The 22,061-nt window shown below is 62.0% G+C and carries 13 protein-coding genes; 5 read left to right on the top strand and 8 right to left on the bottom strand.

Annotated elements, in window-relative coordinates:
- Nucleotides 1-13 precede the first annotated feature (13 nt).
- Complete coding sequence (locus tag VNH11_12345; GenBank protein ID HVA47149.1) at nt 14-1,900, top strand: tetratricopeptide repeat protein; 1,887 nt, start codon at nt 14-16, stop codon at nt 1,898-1,900.
- 117 nt (nt 1,901-2,017) lie between these two features.
- Here the strand turns inward: VNH11_12345 and VNH11_12340 are convergent, their stop codons facing one another.
- Complete coding sequence (locus VNH11_12340) at nt 2,018-2,971, bottom strand: hypothetical protein (protein HVA47148.1); 954 nt, start codon at nt 2,969-2,971, stop codon at nt 2,018-2,020.
- Nucleotides 2,972-3,539: 568 nt separating this feature from the next.
- Here VNH11_12340 and VNH11_12335 point away from each other — a divergent pair.
- The 3 genes from VNH11_12335 (at nt 3,540) to VNH11_12325 (ending at nt 7,021) form a co-directional block, all read left to right on the top strand.
- Nucleotides 3,540-3,785 (top strand): hypothetical protein, encoded by a 246-nt coding sequence (locus VNH11_12335; protein ID HVA47147.1) that lies wholly within the window; start codon nt 3,540-3,542, stop codon nt 3,783-3,785.
- A gap of 682 nt (nt 3,786-4,467) precedes the next feature.
- On the top strand, nt 4,468-5,946 hold the full coding sequence (gene guaB, locus VNH11_12330; protein ID HVA47146.1) for an IMP dehydrogenase: 1,479 nt from the start codon (nt 4,468-4,470) through the stop codon (nt 5,944-5,946).
- An 85-nt stretch (nt 5,947-6,031) separates the two neighbouring features.
- Nucleotides 6,032-7,021 carry a hypothetical protein gene (locus tag VNH11_12325; protein ID HVA47145.1) on the top strand — a complete coding sequence of 330 codons (990 nt, stop codon included), beginning with the start codon at nt 6,032-6,034 and terminating at the stop codon, nt 7,019-7,021.
- Here the strand turns inward: VNH11_12325 and VNH11_12320 are convergent.
- From VNH11_12320 to dnaE, 7 genes are all read right to left on the bottom strand, one after another.
- Complete coding sequence (locus VNH11_12320) at nt 6,990-7,895, bottom strand: radical SAM protein (GenBank protein ID HVA47144.1); 906 nt, start codon at nt 7,893-7,895, stop codon at nt 6,990-6,992. The two genes, VNH11_12325 and VNH11_12320, sit on opposite strands and share 32 nt — an antisense overlap.
- Before the next feature lie 327 nt (nt 7,896-8,222).
- The gene (locus VNH11_12315; GenBank protein HVA47143.1) at nt 8,223-9,071 is read right to left on the bottom strand and encodes a hypothetical protein; all 849 of its coding nucleotides are present in this window, start codon (nt 9,069-9,071) and stop codon (nt 8,223-8,225) included.
- On the bottom strand, nt 9,068-11,050 hold the full coding sequence (locus VNH11_12310) for a glycosyltransferase (GenBank protein ID HVA47142.1): 1,983 nt from the start codon (nt 11,048-11,050) through the stop codon (nt 9,068-9,070). Before VNH11_12310 ends, VNH11_12315 begins: the two co-directional genes overlap by 4 nt.
- Before the next feature lie 47 nt (nt 11,051-11,097).
- Nucleotides 11,098-12,354: a hypothetical protein gene (locus VNH11_12305; GenBank protein ID HVA47141.1), complete on the bottom strand. Its 1,257-nt coding sequence runs from the start codon at nt 12,352-12,354 to the stop codon at nt 11,098-11,100.
- Nucleotides 12,355-12,410: 56 nt separating this feature from the next.
- Nucleotides 12,411-13,502 (bottom strand): hypothetical protein, encoded by a 1,092-nt coding sequence (locus VNH11_12300; GenBank protein HVA47140.1) that lies wholly within the window; start codon nt 13,500-13,502, stop codon nt 12,411-12,413.
- Nucleotides 13,503-13,746: 244 nt separating this feature from the next.
- Nucleotides 13,747-15,783 carry a glycosyltransferase gene (locus VNH11_12295; GenBank protein HVA47139.1) on the bottom strand — a complete coding sequence of 679 codons (2,037 nt, stop codon included), beginning with the start codon at nt 15,781-15,783 and terminating at the stop codon, nt 13,747-13,749.
- A 150-nt stretch (nt 15,784-15,933) separates the two neighbouring features.
- A complete protein-coding gene (gene dnaE / locus VNH11_12290; GenBank protein HVA47138.1) occupies nt 15,934-19,641 on the bottom strand; it encodes a DNA polymerase III subunit alpha in 3,708 nt (1,235 codons plus the stop codon).
- Between the two features lie 248 nt (nt 19,642-19,889).
- Here dnaE and VNH11_12285 point away from each other — a divergent pair, with 248 nt between their 5' ends.
- The gene (locus tag VNH11_12285; GenBank protein ID HVA47137.1) at nt 19,890-21,875 is read left to right on the top strand and encodes an alpha-1,4-glucan--maltose-1-phosphate maltosyltransferase; all 1,986 of its coding nucleotides are present in this window, start codon (nt 19,890-19,892) and stop codon (nt 21,873-21,875) included.
- Nucleotides 21,876-22,061: the final 186 nt, after the last annotated feature.

Raw genomic sequence — 22,061 nt, 5'->3', positions numbered from 1 at the left:
ATGACCTGTCTTGATGAAACGATCGACCGCGAAACGACCCACCGGCAAGCAGATTCTCGCGGGCCGACGTACGGCCCTCCGGCTGGGCATGGCGCTGATGGCGCTCACTTGGACCCTCTACCTCCCGGTGCTCGAATGCGGGTTCATCAATTTCGACGATGGCGAATACGTGTTTAATAACGCCCCGGTCTCCAACGGGCTCACCCCCAACGGCGCGTTGTGGGCGTTCCGAACGTTTCATCTGTCGAACTGGCATCCGCTGACGTGGCTATCTTACATGCTGGATGTTCAGCTTTGGGGTGTGGATGCGCAGGGACACCATTTCACAAACCTGTGCTGGCACTCAGCCAACACCCTGGGATTATTTTTGTTGCTCCGTCGGATGACGGGCGAAGACTGGAGGCCGGCCTTTGTCGCCGCGCTGTTTGCCCTGCACCCGCTGCACGTGGAGTCCGTGGCCTGGATCTCCGAGCGGAAAGACCTCTTGAGCACATTTTTCGGGATTTTGTGCCTGTGGGCCTATGTTCGATACACCGAGAAGCCGACGGTCGGCCGTTATTGCCTGGTCATGTTGGCCTTGACGATCGGCCTGATGGCAAAGCCGATGCTCGTGACGCTCCCTTGTGTCATGCTGCTTCTCGATTACTGGCCCTTGGACAGGCTATCCGAGAACCGGCCTTGTGGTGTCGTGGCAGAAAAATTGCCGCTGCTGGCCCTGTCGGCCGCGTCGGGCGTGGTGACGTTCCTCGCGCAACGCTCGGGCGGGTCCGTGATTCCTCTCGATCAGTTTCCGTTCGCCTGGCGTGTCGCGAATTCGGTGGTGACCTACGCCGACTATCTGCTCAAGACCGCCTGGCCCGTCAACTTGGCCTTCTTTTATCCCGTGACGACGGGGCGGATCGATGGCTGGACGGTGGCCGCCTCGGCGTTGTGCCTGGTCGGGATCACCGCGCTCGCGGTGCTGCGCGTCCGCCGAACGCCGGCGGTGCTCGTCGGCTGGCTTTGGTATCTTGGAACGCTGGTGCCCGTAATCGGTCTGGTCCAGGTCGGCAAACAGGCGGCGGCCGATCACTATACGTACCTCCCGCTCATCGGCGTGTTTCTGGCGATCACCTGGGGCGTCCCGATTGCCTCCGGCCGAGCTGCTCGTGCGGCGCTGGTGGCAACGGCCTGTGCGGCGCTCGCGCTTTGTCTGTGGCTCGGCCGCGTCCAGGTTTCCTATTGGAAAACGCCGCAAGCGCTCTGGGAGCGCGCGCTGCGGGTCGAGCCGGCGAATCCGGTCGCTCACCACTGTCTCGGAATGCTCGACCTGACGTCCGGTCGCCTGCGCCAGGCCAAAGAACACTTTCGCTCGGCGTTCCAGTTCGACCCACATTTTGACCTGGCTTACGCGAGCCTCGGCGTGGCGCACCGCTGGGAAGGTCACGAGCGAGCGGCCATCGTCGACTTCCAACGGGCACTGACCATTGATCCGCGGCGGGCAGGCACCTGGCAACAACTTGCCCTGGTCCGAGCGTGCCATGCCGACTGGCGCCAAGCGAGCATGGAATTCCGACGTGCCCTCGAGCTCGACCCGGACAACCCGGCGTTGCTGGCCATGCTGGCCGCGGCCCGCTGCAATGCCGGGGATGAAGGCGAAGCACGGCGACTGTATGGCCAGGCGGTCCGGCGCGATCCGAACATCGCGGCCCGGGCCGACCACCTGGCGAAATCTTGTCTTTCGCTCCGCGGGCCCGGCCTGCGCGTCGCCGCGGAGGCGTCGTTTTATGCGACGCTGGCCTGTCAATGCACCGATTTCCGGTACGCGGCCATGAACGAAACATGGGTCACTGCCGCCGCCGCGGCTGTGCGCCAAGCCCGATTACCGGAACTGCCGCTAGAGCCTGCGGATGAACCCTGATGTCAAACATCTGGTTGGCAAACCGTCGCCGCTACCGTGACACCTGCCACGCCCTCGTCGCCATGAACCTGATGCCTCGAATCCGTCGGCCGGCGCTCGCAAGCTCGCCTTGCCCCGCTAACCGCCGTTCCCGTTGAAACCGCTGGGAATGAAGCCGTTGGCGTTCGAGGCGCTGGGCGCAAAAGCATTGCCATTGAAGCCGCTGGGAGTGAATCCGGAGGCGTTGGCGCTCCCGCCGTTTGTTGGAAGGCTGTTGCCGTAAAACCCGTAGCCCAAATAGCCGCTCCCATAGGGGCTGTAACCGCCGCCGTTGAATCCATTGCCAAAGAAGCGGTTGCCGTAATGTCCCGCCCAGCCCGACACTGGGATGCCGCGGTATCCCGTCGTGGGCTGCGGATTGACGGTGCCTCGCGCCCACGTGCGACCGCCGGCCTGCTGGTACGCCAATCGGTTCTCGCCGAGACGGGCATTCACGCTGGTAGCGGCGGCAATACCCTCCGGGCCGAGGTTGCCGGCCGGCACCGTGCTCATATTGGAGCCGACCCCAGGCGGCCCCAAGCCGTTTATTCTCCAACCCCCGCCGCTAAAGGCGTTCGCGCCCCCGTTGATCGCCGCATGTTCCAGTCCCAGGTCTCTACCGGCGGCCGTGTTGATATTGGCTCCCGGACCATAGGGAAGCTGTTGGTTGGGCTGGCCAAACTGAAAGCTCACGGCGCCCGCCTCCGGCCGCCGGTCCTGGCCGTTGACCGTCGTGAAATTGCTGCCGACACCGGGCGTCATGCTGCCGCGGGCAAACTGCCCGGTGCCGGTGATGGTCGCCCCCATGCTTCGATCGCCGAAATTCGTGGTCGCCCAATTGGCCCCAATGGCCTCCGGCACCTGCCCGCCTCGCATGCCGCCCCCCGGACCAACACCGACAACCGTGGCGCCTGCCGTCATGTCTTGCTGGCCCGCCGTGCCCACATTGGGGCTCGGCAGACCGATGCCGCCGTTGCCGGGCGCCTGTGCCAACACAGCGGCTGCTGGCAGAATGCCCGCCACCAATAGCCACGACAAGATTGTGACTCGCATTGCCCTGTCTCCTTGTTGATTTGTGGGTTGCAGCCCAGTGCCATAACACGCACTTCGCGCGCCAATCACCAATACGTCTCGTACCTTCTGGCGGCCCGATCACTCGGCGCGTTGCTTGCTTGGGCGGCATTTGCCCTCTGGACCTGATGGCGAAACAATTGAGGCGAAGTCGCCTGCATTCATGCATTCGACGCGAGTGGTCATCGGCGAAGCCGTCGGATAAGCTAAGGAATGTTCGGAAGACATCGTAGCGGGAAATGGCAAAGCAGAGCATGAAGTTTTTTACGCCAGAGCTCTATCTGCGGTTTAACTCGCAGGACGACGATATCGCAGACCAGGCGGACCGGTGCTGGGAATCCGCCATCAAGGCCTACCACGAACATCTTGATCGCATCCGCGACCAAATGTCGCAGCAGGTGAAGAGTCTCTCGGAACTTTTTCCTCACGACTGCGAGCTGCTGGGTGGGACGAAAACATCGAGCCGGATCCGCGGTTTTCGGCGAGACCGCTTCCCGTCTGGTCGGCCTTCAGCGTCCTGTCGTTGCGCCGCGATGGCGAAGTGGTGTCGTTGAATTACGTGCTTTGGGATAAGATCCGCCACCGTCCCGCTCCCAAGGGCTGGCCGTTTGTCGATTCGACCCCGTGCTGGCTGTACGACGAGGTCGACGTCGCTCTGGGCGAACATGGAAAGTTCGTGCATCGGGTTTTATTCAGCGACGGAACAACGGCGGAAATCCCTTTCGCGATCGTCTATCTTCACACGTTTGCCTGGGAGCCGGCACAACAGCCTAGATGGTTGCCGCAAAGCGCTTAGTTCGAGGCGTCAGACATCGAGGCCAGCAGCGGTGCCGCGTCTCAGAAAACGTGGCGCGGAAAGGGCGCCCGACGCCAACGGGTAATGATTCCATTTGCCCCCTCTGTCAAATAAAAACCCGGTTTCGGGTGCCTGGGGGAGTGCGCGGGTGTTAGGCAGTGGCTCAGGCTACTTCCTCCGCCACGGCCCCCAAGATGGCTGATCTGTGTCCTCGCTTATCTCAATGGTCTTCACGAATTGCGCGACGATCATCGGCCCCTGGACGTGGGTGAATTCGTACTCGTGGATTGCTGAAATTCTGCCGCGATCTACGTTCGTGGCGATCGTATATCGCTCGCCGATTCTGGCGATGGCGCCACATCCGAGACCACCCGCGCGGCTTCGTCCGTGCAGCGGGCCGCCCCGAAAGTAGATGGTGAAAGACGGTTCTTCCATCCCCGCATGATACCACCGTCAGGCTCGACCGCTCAACGTGGCTGGTGCATATCCTGTGCTCTTCCTTCGCCGGGGACTATCCCGCGCCGGCCGGTCCGCCACGTGCCCACCAATTCGCTCGGCTGATAGACGATGTTCGCGTTGCGCTACTCTTTGATGGTGCCGAAGCGCCGCTAGCCAATCCCGGCCCGCGGCGCAATAATACGGGTTTCCCCTGAATTACGCAGCCAAAGCGAAACCATCGCCAATGCAAGACAAACTCCCGTATTCGGGCATCACCTTCGACGACGTGCTGCTCGAACCCCGCTACAGCGAGGTCGTGCCCGCCGATTGCGACGTGACGACCCATCTCACCAAGCGCATCCAGCTCAATGTGCCGCTGCTCAGCTCGCCGATGGACACGGTGACCGAGAGCAACATGGCCATCGCCCTGGCACAGGAAGGCGGCCTGGGAGTGATCCACAAGAATATGTCGGTCGAGCGGCAGACCGAAGAGGTCGACAAGGTCAAGCGCAGCGCCAACGGCATCATCTTCGATCCGGTCACGCTGCCGCCCGACGCGACCGTCAGCCGGGCACGCGAGATCATGGATCAGTTCAACGTGTCGGGCCTGCCGATCACGGCCGGCGGCGGCAAGCTGGCCGGAATTCTCACCAAACGCGATCTGCGGTTTCTCGAGCGCAGCGACCTGAAGATCGCCGAAGTGATGACCCGCGAACATCTTGTGACGGCCACGGGGAATGTATCACTTGAAGAAGCTGAAAAGATTCTGATGGCAAATAAGGTCGAGAAACTTTTGCTGGTGGACGAAAATAACAAACTGACCGGCCTGATCACCATCAAAGACATCGACAAAATGCGGCGGTTCCCCAACGCCTGTAAAGACAGGCAAGGGAGGCTGCGGGTCGGTGCCGCGGTGGGGGTGCATGAGTACGAACGCGTCGAAAGCCTGATTGCCAAAGGCGTCGACGTGGTCGTGGTCGATAGTGCCCACGGCCACTCGGCCAACGTGATCGAGACGGTCCGACAAATCAAGAAACGCTGGGATATCGACGTTGTCGCGGGAAACGTGGCAACCGAGGCAGGTTGCAGCGACCTGATCGCCGCCGGAGCGGATGCCGTCAAAGTGGGCATCGGGCCGGGGTCGATTTGCACGACGCGCGTCATTTCCGGCGTGGGCGTGCCGCAGGTCACGGCGATTTATCATGCCGCGAAAGCGGCCAGGAACACCGAAACACCAATCATTGCCGATGGAGGAATCCGCTATTCGGGCGATCTGACCAAGGCCATTGCCGCGGGAGCGTCGTGCGCGATGATCGGAGGACTGTTTGCCGGGCTGAGCGAAAGCCCCGGTGAAATGATCCTCTATCAAGGTCGCACCTACAAAATCTACCGCGGCATGGGGTCGATGGGGGCCATGGTCAAAGGCTCGAGCGAACGCTATCGGCAGCGGGGCGACGGAAGGAACGACAAGTTGGTGCCCGAAGGGGTCGAGGGAAGGGTTCCCTTCCGCGGCCCGCTGAGTGCCCACGTGTATCAACTCGTGGGCGGGCTTCGGGCAGGAATGGGATATTGCGGGACACGCAACATCGAGGAGTTGCGCAGGGATGCACGATTCATACAAGTATCACCGGCCAGCGTGCGGGAGAGCCACCCCCATGACATCGCGATTACGCAGGAAGCGCCTAATTACAGTACCAGCTACGGGCTGGCAGAGGCCGATTGAGCGAGAGTTCAGGGTTCAGGGTTCAGGGTTCAGGGAAGGCGTTGGGCGTTGGGCGTTGGGCGGCATAGCTGCGACGCTCATCTCAATGCTCGCGGGCAACATCGCCCGAGCGGACAGTTTCGACGCTCCGGCGGCCGCCGGCTGGTCGACACGCACGTCCAAGCCCGCCGCAGCCAGGCCGGTTGCCGGTAACGCCGGGCTAAAATGGCGGACCGCCACAGAGGGCGTTCCCTACAGCGGGCGGAACGCCACAGCCAGCGACGAAGGTCCAAAGCTTCACGCGCCGCGGGTCGCCCGCGCGCTGCACGAGGCCGACGAGGGCGGCGAAACGGGCGCGATCCAACTGATGTCGCTCTCGACGCCGGCCGACGACCCGGCCAACGATCCTTTCCAAGACGAAGTCGTGCCGGATGAAGAAGGCGAAGAGGGCGCGGTTGCTGACGGGGAGGAACCGGCCAGCGACGAGGATCTCGAACAAGAGCTGGAATTCGACGCCGACGAATTTGCCCAGCGCGAGGGGATGAACGAAGACGCGTCGCAATTGCCGGGGTCGCCGCGGCTGAACTTGCGGCAAGCCGAATCGGAGTTGCCGACGCTGGGCGAAGAATATGCCGAGGCCGGCCCCGGCGAGCCCGAACGCTGTCCGTCGCCGCGCGACCTGAAACCGATCAATCAGATCGACCATCGCATCGCCGCCGAGCCGGGACTGTTTCCGCAGGAATGCGCGCTCAGCGAAGATCCCTTCCAGCCCCGCAACTTCACCCCGATTACCTTCACCTGGAAGGCATCGTCGCTGTGCCACAAGCCGCTCTACTTCGAGCAACCGAAGCTCGAACGCTATGGTCACACCTTTGGCCTGTTGACGCCGATCATCTCGGCTGGGACCTTCTTTGTGACGGTGCCCTGCCTGCCCTACCTGATGGGCGTCGAACCACCTTGGGAATGCGTCTATCCGCTCGGCTGGTACCGGCCCGGAAGCTGTGCGCCCTACACCGTGGGTCCCTTTCCGCTTAGCATCCGCGGCGCCGCCACGCAGGGCGTCATCACCACCGGCTTGTGGTTCTTGTTCCCATAGATGGATTGGAGCAGATCGCTCCATACTGATAGCAAGTGTAGCAAGCACCGTGGCGCAGCGGATACGGCTGCAGCGATTCCAAAAGGGTCTCGCCCAGCCGGGCCTCGGGCGATTCAATCAAGATCGGGCATACATAAACGCCGCGATCGGTGACGATGCGGCTGTGCTCGCACACAAGCTGGCTGCGATCGAAGCCTTCCATCATCCGCGCGTCGACGCGCTGCGCGTCGTGGTAGCCGTGCGTCCGCTCGACTTCCGCTCCCAACCGCAGCACGGGTAATATCTTCAGCCGGGGTCGCTCGTAACCTCGCGCTTGCAACATTTTGATAAACTGGCCGACGACTTCATCCTCGTCCGCATCGGACCAGACGCGGGCCGCGGTGATGATCGGCAGAAACCCGTGCTCGACAAGTTGCATCACGCCCCGCATGGCCCGCTCGAACGTTCCCTCGCCCCGCACGGGGTCGTTCGTCTCGGCCGAAAAACCGTCGATCGACACGCGGAACTCCAGACTATACAAGCTGCCTCGCTCGGCCTCGGCCAGCGACACGAGCCACTCGTTCTTCAGCACGGTGCCGTTGGTCAGCACGGTGGCGGGACCGAACCGCAGCGTCTCGACGAGCATCCGCACCATCTCGGGGTGCAGAAACGGCTCGCCACCGGTGAAGTAGTATTCCTTCACGCCCAGGGCGCGCGACTCTTCCAGCCGCCGCTGGACTTCGTCGAACGACAGGTATCCGAAACGGTCGTTCTTTGGGCTGCAGCTTATAAAGCAGTGCCGGCAGGTCAGGTTGCAACGCGTGCCCGTCACCTGAAACCAGAGATGGTCCAGGTGCGAAGGCGAGATGAGCGGACTTGAGGGCGTTGCGTTCATTGCTGCACCAATGGTAGGGTGGGACCAGCGAGCTTGCGAGCGCCGGCCCACCAGCAGGCATCAGGCATCAGCTGTTTGTCCTGACGCGTGACGCCTGAAACCTGACGCCTCAAATCGGTGGGCCGGCGCTCGCAAGCTCGCTGGTCCCACCCTACGCCATTTGCCTCGCTCTGTGAGCCGTCGCAGCGCGACTGAACTTGCTGCTCGCTTGTGGAATGATCGATCGCTTTGGTTCGAGTCGGATTTGAGGTCGCTTTTCGATGCCACGTGCGACAACCGCGCTTTCATAAAGATCGATTCCCTACTACCATCGTCGCCGCCTGAGCTTCACGAGTCAACGCCGTCTATGTGACCGTCCAACTCTCCAGCCAGTTGACGGCAATCGCGCTGACCGAGCAGATTCAGCAATGGCTCGATGCGCCGCTCGAGCTCATGGTACAAATTGCGACATTCGCCAACAAACTCCGCGTTCGATTGCCACCGCGCATCGTAAAAGATGGTGTGGAAACGGTCGCGATATTTGCCACCGAGATACTCGGGCTCGATCGCCGCCCCGCTGGGCTCATCTTTCACCTGGGCCGACACAATCCGATTGGCCGCAACAATGTGGCTGCCGCTCTGCCACCAGTCAGGTTTCCACGCGAACGGCGTTTCCAGAGAACTGCAAATGGCCCGGATCGTTGCTTCCGGCCGGTTGGCGAGATCCCGATAGCGGATCGTCTGACACCGGGCCCGGTTGAACCAGGGCTGGCGAGATAGCCAGTCGAGTTGATGCTCGTAAAACTCGATGTAGCGTGTGAAGGCGTCTCGCGGCAAGTCGTCAGGATGATGGCCAAGCCACGAGCCCGCGAATTCATGAGGAGTCTTACTGAGCAGAATAGGTTCGTAAGCGTAATCGGACTCAAAACGGCGCGCGCCGAAGCACCAGGAGAAATCCTTCGACGAGTCCACCAGCACTAACGAGTCGCCGTAGAAGTCGAAAAGCGAGCCGTAGAAGCGCCCGTCGTCGATCGCGCCATAAAGCTCGCAAGGGGCGTCTCCGCCGCAGCGGCTGCAGGGCGCGGCGGGCGAACCGGGTAGGAGGTTCACGGCTTCGCCGAGCCCGCGAATGGCGGGCTGCGAATCGAGCAGCAGGTTCAAGAGGCTGCTGCCGCAGTAGCGAGTGCCGACGATCAAGGCGACGGTTCGCCGCATCGCGCCGCCTCCCTGCAAATCTCCGTCAGGTAGTCGGTCCAGCGGTCGGCCATTCGCGTGGCGGTAAACTTTTGGGCGACGAGCGCGCGGGCCCGGGGGACGACTTCGCGCTGAAACGCGGGGCTGAGGGCGTGCTCGACCGCGGCGGCGAGTTCGTCAGCCGCTGCGCCAATGGCGACCGGCGAAACCAGCGGTCCATGCGCCGCCTCAAGTTCCGGTACGGCTCCGACGCGCGTGGCCACGACGGGCACGCCGCAGTACCAAGCCTCGGCCAGCAATAATGAAAAGCCCTCGGAAGGGCTGGCCAGCATGACCACGTCGAACGCCTGCAAGAGATTGCCGATTCGCCGCTCCGGCGCGACGAACCTGGCGCGCGTGCCAGCAATCTGCCACGCCAGCGATCGGACCATTTCCTCATGGCGGCCGGCGCCCGCATAAATCGCATAAAAATGATCGGGCAATCGCGTGACCGCCAGGGCGGCCGCGGCCGGGTTCTTCTCTTCCGAATATCGGCCGACGTAGGCGACCAGCCGATGCCGCGAGTCGTAGCCCCAGGCCGACCGAACAGCCGCGCGCGAGCGGGTCGGCGTGCAGCGATCGACCTCGATGCCGTTATGGATTACGCGCACGTGTGGCCGCTTCGCTGGACTGAACGCCTCGCGTGCCGCCTCCGACACCGCCGCCAGCCGAACCGGATGATCTTCGATGGCACGTGCGCAGTTTGCCGACCACTCGCCGGACCCGTGTGAGACATAGACCGTCGGAATGTCAACCGCCTCAAGAACCGGCAGAGTGTCGCGAAGCCCCCAGGCGACGAGCACGTCGGCCTGGCTCGCCGCGGCGCGCAGCGCCTCGCGCGCCGTGGCACAGCGAACCGCCGCGTCGCCTTGCGCCTCCTCAGCCCCGAATACCGGCACATTGCGCGCGACTTCGCTGCAAAAGTCCGCATCGACCGGGGCCTGCTCCGTCAGCGCCACGCCGACCCAGCGAATTCGCGACGGATCGCTGCGCTTCGCGAGGCTGAGCAGCCACTGCTCGGCCCCTCCCACCTGCAGCACAGGCGTCAAAATCGCGGCGCGGATGGAACCGGCGGCAGAGCGCCGCCGCGGACGCGCGCCGTTGCGCCGGTCGCCGTCCATCGCGACGGCGCCCGTGCTCACGATCGACGTCCGCCGCCGCTCAAAATCGCGCCGAAATTCGCTCAATCGGGAGTGCTGAGCGGCCAGAATCTCCCGCTGGCGCGTTCGCGTGTGGCCCAGCGGGTTCGAGCGATACCAAATGAGCGGATCGGGCAGCACCTGAAACCGCAAGCCGGCCAGAACCGCGCGATACCAGAAATCGAGATCCTCGATTACCGCAGCCTGACCCTCGGCCGCGTAACCGCGCAGGATCTCGATTGCTTCCTTTCGGCGGAACATAGCCGAGGAATTGATAATCGGGTTGAGACCGGCCAGAAGGTGGCGCACCACGTCGTCATTCGTCCGCACACCGAAATCCAGGATTCCGGCCACCGAGCCCTCGCGGTCTAGTTGCACCGCAGTGCTGCTGACGCAGAAGCAACCCGGCCTGGCATCAAGAAAAGCGACCTGCTGCGCGAGCCGATCCGCCCGACACAGATCGTCGCCATCAAGGATTGCCACATACTCGCCCGTCGCGAGGGCCAGAGCGCTGTTGCGGCTCGCGCCGATGCCCTGGTTCTCGAAGTTACGACCGGCGCAGATCGCCAAGCTTGGATTGAAGCGATGTAATTCGTCTATTATTTCGGAGGTGCTGTCGGTCGACGCGTCATCCATGATGGCGATCTCGAATGAGCTCAGGCATTGTCTCGCCAACGACTCCAACGATGCGCGAAGCAATGAGCCGCAGTTACGCACCGCCATGATAACACTGACCCGCGGACCCAATCCCGCCCCATGCGACCAGTTCGCGGGTAAATCGTGACACGCATCGCCAGCTAACATTGCCGCAAGTCCTATGCTGTTACGGTTCCTCGTGCCGCTATCAGCGGCTAGGGCGCGCCCCTGTACTCGACCCGAGTCTTCGGTCCAGCTTCGGTGAGCCAGGTTCGTGCGTGCCACAGCACCGCTTCGTAGGTCTCCAACGGCAGGCCGGCTGTTAAAACATACCGGACCGACCTGTTTCGCACATTGCACTGAATCGGGGTGGTGTCATCAACGCAAATAGGATATGCCGTTACCGGGTCTTGATTAAGCTCTTGGAAGAGATTGTCGACCCGCGCGCCCAGATGCGCCAACAGGCGGTCAGGCGTCCCTTGGTAATCGACGGACACGGACTTCGCCAAGGCATAGTCTTTCAGTTTCAGCAGGTCTCGGTCGATCACATGCACGAGCCCAGGCGCCTCCTTGTCAAAGTCGAACACCAACCACGGAATTCGTTTCGATAAGGCGTCCGTTAGTGCCTTTGCGTCAGGGAACTCCTCGTCTTGCCGCAGGAAGACGGGCAGCGCTTTCGGATCATCGGGCTGGCGATAAATCGTTTCGACCGTGAAATGGCAATTCAGCCGCTTTCCGGCGATGATTAGCTGTTCCCACCAGGGCCAAGACCATCCCCCCGGATCTTGGAATAGCTCACCCAAACCACCGTATTCAACTGTGGTCTGGGCGCCATCATCGCGCCGCGTCGTCTCCGCTCGCCAAAGAAACCGTGAGTATCCACGTCGTCGCGGCACGCAGTCGGTAAGGATGTCGCGGACTTTCCTCCCAATCGCGCGGAACGCCACCTCGGTGTAACCGTCTCCCGGGCCGCGCCCGGTAAAACAAACCCTCCTCCCGTCAATCGAGGGAACCTGCGTATGCAACTGAAATACGATGTCGTCGACGAGCCCAACAAAATCCACGTCGGCTGTCTTCTCGATCGCGTAATTATTGATTCCGAGAAGCTTCTCGTCAACAACGTGAATGACGTTGGAGTGCTTCTTGTTTTCGATGAATTTCAGCCAGGGGAACCGCGCCGATACGATCTGAATAGCCGCCTCGCGCGTTCGTGCCCGCTCTGTCACCGTGAGTGTTAAGTCGACCGGCGCAATCGCGTCGGAAATCGGCTCTTTCAGCTCCTCGATCGTAAACCAGCAGTCGTGCTGTTCGCCCACCTCATACAGGTACTGCCACCAAAACAGCGTCCTTGGCGCGTCGTCTTCCGCATCTTCCGCGGCCGCGCTCGCTGCAAAGATTTGTAATGCCGCGAGCAAAACTAAAGCAGGCAAGAACGCAAGTCCCATTCGGATACGGTCGGCGAGTACGCACATTGTATAGCTCCAATCGAACGAGGCCATCCGGCCGCCACAGGGTCATTTTCAGACGACTACCGAGGAAATACGTATTCGACCGTGGTATGTGGCCCATCTTTTCTCACCCAAGTGCGCGCGTGCCAGAGCACCGCGCGCTCCCGCTCCGTCGGCATGCAAGCGGTCAAAACGCCTCGTAGCGGCTGCCCTTTCGCATGCGCCCCAATGCGAGTCTCAGGATCTCCATTTAATGCGTCACCGGTCCGCGGTCCGACCTTCCGCCCAACGCCGTCCCCATGCGTCGCGAGCCAATCCACAAGGCCATCGGGAGTGCCGTCGTAGTCGACGTCGACCCTTCGGCGCAGCGCGTAGCCCGGAAGCGTCAGGAGCCGTTCGTCCACGAGATGAACAATTTCAGGCCGCTTGGGGTTTTTCACCGCCGTCAGCCACTTGACGCGTTTTGTTAGTTCCGCGATGAGCGCGTCTGGTGATTCCGGTCTCTCGTCGTCGTTGAAATAGGCGAGGCAACTTGCCGTTTCGCTGGGCTCCCGGTACGTCGTCTCTATCGTGAAATAGCAGTCCAGTCGCTTGCCGGCCGCGTTTGGTTTATGCAGCGTCTCGAGCCACCACCACCACCGCGACCAGCCAATCCGCCGGTCCTCTTTATTCTCGTAAAAGTTGACATCGATCGGCGCCGCCGCGTCGCCACCGTCGGTTGCCATCCGAGCGCGCCACAGGATCGGCCCGTAGCAGCGTAATGGAACTGCGTCGGTGAGAATTTGTCGCACGGTCTTGTTTCTGGCCTCCACAACCGTCTCCGTCTCATAGTCAGTAGTGATATCGTGAATGGCGGCCCCTCTGAATCCGTAAAGATTGCCGATCCGGCGGTGGAGTGCCCAGGCGAGACCGTCAAGTGTCCCCGCGAAGTCGATGTCTATTTTTTTCTCCAAAGCGTATCCGTTGCGCCCCTGAAGGCGCTTGTCGATGATGTGGATGACGTGCGGGTGGGTCGCGTCGAGCTCAAACGCGAGCCAATGCAGCTTCTTTGGTAAACGCTCAATCAAATCTGCCGCCGAGGCGAACCTCATGCTGGAATCGATCAACCAATCCGCGGGGCCCACATTCGCCGGTGGAAATCCTGCGATTTCGTAGGTAAACTGCAGTCCCATTCGCTCACCCGTAGCGGTCAGAAACCACTCCCATGGCAAACGATCAGCTTCAGTCGCCGCCTGATCATCCGCGGCGGTGACCCGAGCGGACAACTGTCCTACGAACACGCTAGCCACCGCACCCCAAATTAGAAGACGCATACAAATAGCGAATGTCCTTTGCTTACTGTAATACCCTATTGCCAATTAATAGTCACCGTCGCGGAAGTGTTTCCCGGACCCGGTACAACGAGGACGATACGGTTCACAACGCCGACATTGAGGGTGATGCCCGCGATTTTGATGAAAATATTCTGGACATCGGGCGGCGTGGCGTCGGCTGGCACCGGACTCTTCCCGGCCACTGCTGGGCTGCCGTGCTGTTCGCGTCAACTTTCGGATTCTGGGCGCCAGGAAAGAACTGGCCGACCGGATCGGGGTAGGACGCCCCATTGACGGTCACGTTAATTGGGAACCAGCCCTTGCCAACGTTCTCGAACACGGGCGCGCCGTTGTACATCCGGTCGAGCGGCGCGTTAAACTGATCCAATACCTGGACGGTTTGGGTGATCCCGTAGACGGAAGCTAAATAGACGAATCCACTTTTTAGGCTCCAGGTGTACGCCGGTTTCGTACAGGCGGTAAGATTTTTATTCGTACCGTTCACGACTGTCGGCGCAGCCGACACGGGCACCACCTTGTACGGGACAATCACAAACACCGGCACCTTGCTGCAAACTTTGCTTCCGAGGCTCGCCTGAAGGAAGGTGTCAGCAACGCGTTTAGGCGTCATTGCCGTGCCGGTCAGCCGCACGGTGATGGTGCCTTGCTGCGGGTTGACGACGGGCTGGCCCAAAAGCGTCGCTCGATCCGCTCCGCTAAGGCTGATCGTCACAGAGCCGACGGCGGAAGACGGGCGAACCGTCGCAACCACGGTCGTCGAGATGCTGATATTTTGAATGTTGCACTTGTTCGCCGGCAGCGGTTTGATCATGCCTGTTCTAACAGGATTTGGCGCAAACGTGATCGATACAGCAGTCACAGTCGCAGACGCGGACGATTTACCGCACTTCGCCGTAACGGTGTAAACACCTGGCTGATTAAACTTTGTCGAAAAGGTCGATCCTTTTCCGGTGTCAGGCGTTCCCGCGCCGCCGGTCGACCACGTGATATTCTTCAGGTTCGTCCCTTGTGCGGTGAAAGTTTGCGAGACGCCCACGCAGAGGGTTTTCGTCGCCGGTGTGACCCCGGTGACCTCGCATGGCGGCGGGCTGGGGCTCGGACTTGGGCTCGGCTGCGCGGAAAACAGGCGCGGCACCGTAACCGACGCCGTCGTCGCCAGCCGCGGCCATTCGAGCCCAAACCGTTCCGCATACCAGAATTCGTCGTGGTGGCGATGCCCCAGCAGCATCGCCCGCTCGTGGTCGGCGCTGCGGCGATCGGCTTGAAACACTTCCCAGGCCAGCGTCCAAAGTCCCTCCGGATGGTCCGGCAGGCGGCCCACATGCCGCGACCGACAACGCTCGACCCAATCCGACCAGGTGGCGTCGGTGAAGTTCTTCCGCGCCATCCGCAACTGGTTGGCCAGCAAGTGCTCCATTGGCACCGAAAAATTCTCAAAGGCCGCACGGAACCGATGCCCGATCGCGGCCTCGGGGTCGTGAAGAATGGGGAAGCCCATCAGCCAGCTTTTTAGCCCGAAGTCGAGATCCTCGACGCCCCAGCAGCGCATGTGCGGGTCGAAACCGCCCAGCTTGTCGTAGAGTTCGTGGCCGACGGCCAAGGCGCATCCGATCAGGGCCGGCGATTCGTAAAACTTTCTTGGCCCTCTCCACACGCCGCGCAGCTCGCCCAGCGGCAGCCACCCGCAGTGGAACTCTTCGAGATCCAGGAAGTAGCCGTGACCGATCTGCGATTCCGCGTTTTTCCAACTCGGGACGTCGAGGGCGGGGATGGCCGGCGTAACGATCGCCTGGCCTTTCACCTGCTCGACGTCGTCAATCAGACGCTCGATCGCGCCGCACTCGGGGTTGCAATGCCCGTCGAGAAAAACCAGCGTGTCGCCGCGAGCGTGGCGGGCGCCCAGCGCCTTCGACGGCGATGCGCCGAGCCGCTCTTCATGGCGGAAGAGACGCACTTGCGGAAAGCGGCGAATCGCCTCTTCGACCGAGCCATCAAATGAAGCGTCATCCGCGACGACGATCTCTCGCTCCAAGCCGATCGTCGTTTCGACGCACGACTCGATGGTGCGCCACAGCCGTTCACCTTCCTGGTGTGACGCCACGACAATACTCGCACGCATGGCCAAACCCCGTTTTCGATGTGATCTTCATTCTAGGGGAGTGGATGCATTGTAGCGTCTTTGTGCGCGGATGCAAAGCAAAAACGTCGACGGCTCCGCTAAAGGGCGTTCTTTCGAGGAGCGAAAGACGACAATCGCGGCAGTCGTCCGTCACACGCGGGCGAGCGCCGGGCCGCGCCCGTGACTGCGCGACCGGCCGTTCGAGGCGGGCTTTGTCGCCGGCGGCGCCGCAAACGTGCGGAAGTTCTCCGCACCCACAAGCTCTTCGATGCGTACACGCATCTCGTCGTTCAATTCCACCCGCACATCATCGCAACGACAGTAAACTTTGCAGCCGTCGGCCAACACCAGCACGAGTTGCAGCTCGCAGTTGCCCGGATAGCCGCGCACGATCTCTCGCAGCCGTTCCAACGCCTTCTCGCCGTGCGCCTGCTCGTCGACCCGCACGGCAACACCCTTGGTGTAGCGGGCCTTCAGCTCTTCCAGCGGAATGAACTCGTTGACGATCAGGTTCGCCTCTTCACTGCCGGGCCGCTTGTCGATCGTGCCGCGCACGGCCAACACGCGGTCGGCCTGCACGTGATGGCCGATATTGACGAAGTCGCTGGGCCAGACGATCGAGCGGATCATGCCGGCCATGTCTTCCAGGTCGAACATCGCATATTTCGACGGCGCACCCGGCTTGGGGTTCTTGGAGTGCGTGAACTTGATGGCGCTGAGCATGCCGCCCAAGAGCACCTCGGTCTTGTGCGGCAGCGTGGCGGCGGTGGCCGTGTTGTGCGTGCAATAGGTGTCGAACGTCGACTGATACTCCGCCAGCGGATGGCTCGACAGATAGAACCCCAGCACTTCTTTTTCGTTGGCCAGGCGTTCGCGTTCGGGCCATTCGGGCAGGTCGGGCAAAATCGCTTTGCCGCCCGTGGCCGGCCCGTCGTCACCCGAATCGAACAAGCCGCGCTGGCCGCTTTTGCGGTCGGCCAGGGCCGAAGCGCCCGCTTGCACGGCCTTGTCGAGCACGGCCAGCCATTGCGACCGCCGGCCGCCGCACGAGTCGAAGGCGCCCGCCTTGATGAGCGATTCGATGGCCCCGCGGTTGACGCCGGTCGGATCGCAGCGCTCGCAGAACTCGAACAGGTCGCGGAACGGCCCGCCCGACTTGCGCTCGGCGGTAATCACGTCGGCCGCTTGCCCGCCGCAGCCCTTGATCGCCGCCAGACCAAACACGATCTTGCCCTCGACGACCGTGAAGTCGCCGTGGCTGCGGTTCACGTCCGGCGGCACCACCTCGATCTCCATGCGGCGGCAATCTTCGAGGTGCTCGACCAGCGAGTCCTTCTTCTTGAAGTTGCGGCCCTGAATGTCGCCCGACAACAGCGCCGCCATGAACTCCACTGGGTAATGGGCCTTGAGATAGGCCGTCATGTAGGCGATCAGGGCGTAAGCCGTGGAGTGGCTCTTGTTGAAGCCATAACCGGCGAACTTTTCGATCATGCCGAACAAGTCGCTCGCCTCGTGCTTCGTCAGTCCCTGGGCCGTCGAACCCGCGACGAACTGCTCGCGGAACTTGGCGATCGTCTCCAGCTTCTTTTTGCTGATGGCCTTGATGCAGGTGTAGGCTTTGGGCAGCTCGATGCCGCCCAAGCGATTCAGAATTCGCATCACCTGCTCCTGGTAGACCATTACGCCGTGGGTCTCTTCCAGGATGTCTTTCATCACCGGATGCTTATACTCCGCCGGCTTGCGGCCGTGCTTCACCTGGATGTAGTCATCGACCATGCCGCCTTCCAGCGGACCCGGCCGATAAAGGGCGTTGGTGGCGATGATGTCGCGAAAATGGTCGGGCTTCATCCGCTGCAACAGGTCGCGAATGCCGCCGCTTTCGAGCTGGAAGATGCCCTTCGTCTCGCCGCGGCAGAGCAGGGCGAACGTCTCCTGGTCGTCCAGCGGAAACCTGTAAGGATCGACCCGCCGGCCGGTCGATTGCTCGATCAGGTCGACCGCTTTCGACAGGATCGTCAGGTTCCGCAGGCCGAGAAAGTCCATCTTCAGCAGGCCGGCGCGTTCCACGTCGCCCATGGCCCACTGGGTGATGATTTCTTCCTTGCCCGTCACGCGCTGCAACGGCACGTATTCGGTGAGCGGGCGATCGGCGATGACGACTGCGGCGGCGTGCGTGCCGACGTTGCGGGCCAGCCCCTCGATCTTCATCGCCAGGTCCAGCAGCTCACGCACCTCCGGGTCGGCCGCATGAATCTTTTTCAGGTCCTCGCTTTGGTCGAGCGCCTCGCTCAGCTTGATGTTGAGCGTTTCGGGCACCATCGCCACGATCGCATCGACGCGCGGAATCGGCAGGCCCAGGGCGCGGCCGACGTCGCGAATGGCCGCCCGTGCCGCCAGCGTACCGAAGGTTCCGATCTGGGCGACGTTCTCCTCGCCGTATTTTTCCTTGACGTACTGGATCACCTCGCCGCGGCGGTCTTTGCAAAAGTCGATGTCGATATCGGGCGCCTCAAGACGGCTGATGTCGAGGAACCGCTCGAACAGCAGATCATACTTCAACGGGCAGACGTGGCTCAGACCCAAGGCATAGGAGACGAGCGCCCCGACGCCCGAACCGCGGGCCGTGGCCGGAATGTTTCGCGATGCGGCGAACCGCACGAAATCCCAGACGATGAGGAAGTAATTCGGGAAGCCGAGTTTGTCGATCACGTCGAGCTCGCGTTCCAGCCGCTCGATGACGAGCGGGGCCAACTCAACGTGGGGCGACCTTCCTAGGTCGTCAACGTGGGGCGACCTTCCTAGGTCGTCAACGTGCGGCGGTGTTGCTAAGTCGGTATCCGGCGTAGCGTCATCGACGACCTGGGAAGGTCGCCCCACGCAGTCGGCCCACATTTCGGGCACGTCGGCGTAACGCCGCTTCAACCCTTCCAGGCAAAGCTCACGCAGATAGTCGGTGGGCGTCTTGTCCTGCGGCACGTCGAACGTGGGAAAGTGTCGCTTGTTCAACTCCAACTCGATGTTGACGCTATCGGCGATCTGCTGGCTGCGGGCCACGGCCTCGTCGAAGCCGGGGAAGGCGGCGTACATTTCGTCGGGCCCGCGCAGATAGAACTGGTCGCCCTCCATCCGCATGCGATTGGTGTCGGTGCGGAACTTACCGGTGTTGATGCACAACAGCACGTCCTGGGCTTCGGCGTCGGCACGGTTGACGTAGTGGGCATCGCTGGTGGCGACCAACGGCAGCCCCATGCGGCGGGCGACTTCGACCGCGCCTTCCATCGCCATCCGCTGGATTTCGATGCCGTTGTTCTGGATTTCGATGAAGTAGCGGTCGCCGAACAGCTTGTGAAACCAGGCGGCGATCTCGCTGGCCTGCTTCAGATCGGGTTCGGCCGTTTGGCCCCGCAGCAGGGCCCGGCTGAACTCGCCCGACACGCAGCCGCTGAGGCAAACGAGTCCTTCGTGATGAGCCGTCAGCAACTCCTTGTCGATCCGCGGCTTGCGATAAAAGCCTTGCAGAAACGCGGCCGAGGCGAGCTTGATGAGGTTTTTGAAGCCCGTCTGGTTCCGGGCCAGCAGCGTGAGGTGATAGCTGGCTTCATCGTCTTTGCTGACGTCCTTGTTGAAGCGGCTGCCGGGCGCGATGTAGGCTTCGTAGCCGATGACGGGGTTGATGCCGGCGGCCTTGGCTTTCTGATAGAACTCCAGCGCGCCGTAGAGGTTGCCGTGGTCGGTGAGTGCCAGGGCATTCATGCCCAGCGTCTTGGCCTGCTTGACCAGATCGGTGATGCGGCTGGCGCCGTCGAGCAGGCTGAAATGGCTATGGCAGTGCAGGTGAACAAAGGAGCGTTGCGTCATGGCAGTCCATTGCCGGCGGTTGACCGCCGTGGGTTGGTGGTTATGAAAGGGGCGTTCCCGATGGAGGGAAGTGGTGCTAGCACTCGTAATGTAGCGAGGGGCCCGCCGGTTGGCCATTGCCTCCGATGGGTTTGACATAATGTGGCATCGGACCCGTGCGCGTCCGCGGTCTTTAGTCGTTCGGACCCATTCCCGGCATGCGATTTGCCCTACCTTGGTTTCTTACGCATCGGAACAGGAATCCAGTGATGCACGTCGATGATGGACGCAGAAGAGTGGTGATCGCCCAAGTCGAGCCGGAAATCGACGGCGGTCGCTATGCGATCAAACGGACGACCGGCGAGCAGGTGGTGGTCGAAGCAGCCGCCTTTGCCGACGGCCATGAGCTCGTGCGCGCCGTGCTCCGCTACCGTCACGAAGCGGAAGACGACTGGCACGAAGTCGTCATGGAGGCCCTGGGCCAAGACCGCTGGCTGGGGGCGTTCAACGTCACCCAAATCGGCCGTTACTACTACACGCTGGAAGCCTGGGTAGACCGCTATGACACTTGGTGCCGCGACATGCGCAAGCGCATCGAGGCTGACCAGGATGTGTCCGTCGAGCTGTTGATCGGTGCCCAATTAGTGTGCGAGGGCGCGGACCGTGCCGCCGGCGCGGATGCCGCCCGGCTCGAAGAAGCCGCCGCCGCGCTTTCGGCCGAGCGCGGCTCAACCGCGCGCACCTTGGCGGCCTTCGATCCGGCACTCGTCGAGCTGATGCGGAAATATCCCGACCGGTCGCGGCAAACGACTTACGACCGCGAGTTGGCCGTGGTGGTCGATCGGCCCAAGGCCCGCTTTAGCGCCTGGTATGAGATGTTTCCGCGGTCTTGCGCGGACGGGCCGGGCCGCCACGGCACGCTGGCCGATTGCGCGCGGCGGCTGCCTTATGTGGCCTCGATGGGCTTCGACGTGCTCTATTTGCCGCCCATCCATCCCATCGGCACCTCGTTTCGCAAAGGAAAGAACAACGTTGAGCGGGCCGGGCCGGGCGACACCGGCAGCCCCTGGGCCATCGGCGGCAAAGAAGGCGGACACAAGGCGATTCACCCCGAACTGGGCACGTTCGACGATTTTCACACGTTGGTCGAGCAGGCCCGGGCGCTGGGCATCGAGGTGGCGCTCGACGTGGCCCTGCAATGCTCGCCCGACCATCCCTACGTGAAAGAGCACCCCGAGTGGTTCCGGCTGCGGCCGGACGGCACGATTCAGTATGCCGAGAACCCTCCCAAAAAATATCAAGACATCTATCCGATCGACTTCGAGACCGAACACTGGCGCGAGTTGTGGGACGAGTTGAAGAGCATCTTTACGTTCTGGGTCGGGCACGGCGTCCACATTTTTCGCGTCGACAATCCGCACACCAAGCCGTTCGCCTTCTGGCAGTGGGTGATCGACGAGGTGAAACGCGAGCATCCCGACGTGATCTTTCTGTCGGAGGCGTTCACGCGGCCGCAGGTGATGTATGAACTGGCGAAGGTGGGCTTTACGCAGTCATACACCTATTTCACCTGGCGCAACACCAGCTATGAGCTGACGAAATACTTCACCGAGCTGACGCAGACGAAGGTGCGAGAATTCTTTCGCCCGAACCTCTGGCCGAACACCCCGGATATTCTGCCGGAGTATCTGCAGACCGGCGGGCGGCCGGCGTTCATGGCACGGCTGGTGCTGGCGGCGACGTTGGGCGCCAACTACGGCATTTACGGCCCGGCCTTCGAGTTGTGCGAGGGCCGGCCCCGCGAGCCGGGCAGCGAAGAGTACCTGAACTCCGAAAAATATCAGATTGTTCCCTGGGACATCACGCGCGGCGACAGCCTGGCGGAGTTCATCGGCCGCGTAAATGCCATCCGCCGCGAGAACCCCGCGCTGGAGGGCGACGCCAACTTGGAGTTTCACGAGTCGACCAACGAGCAGCTCCTCTGTTACAGCAAGCAGTCGGGCTCGAACCTGGTCGTGGTGGTGGTGAATCTCGATCCCTATCACCGGCATTCGGGTTGGATCAGCGTGCCCGTCGCGAGACTGGGCATCGAAGCGAATCGGCCGTATCAGGTACACGACTTGCTCGGTGATGGTCGTTACCTATGGCACGGCCAGCGAAACTACGTGGAGCTCGATCCGCAAGTCGTGCCCGCACACATATTTAGGGTAAGGCGTTGGGTGAGGACGGAGCATGAGTTTGAATACTTTCTGTAGAAGAGGGTTCAGGGTTCGGGGTTCAGGGTTCAGGAAAGCCCAGAGGAAGAGGGTTCAGGGTTCGGGGTTCAGAAAAGTCCGGAGACACCCTGGACGTGCTGCGCATCGCGCTCCGCGTGATGGTGCCTCTCACGCACAGCGCGCGGAACCCTGAACCCTGAACCCTGAACCCTGAACCCTGAACCC

It is taken from the genome of Pirellulales bacterium (genome assembly GCA_035533075.1).
Lineage (GTDB): Bacteria > Planctomycetota > Planctomycetia > Pirellulales > JAICIG01 > DASSFG01.
This window is presented reverse-complemented; position numbering and strand designations above follow the sequence as displayed.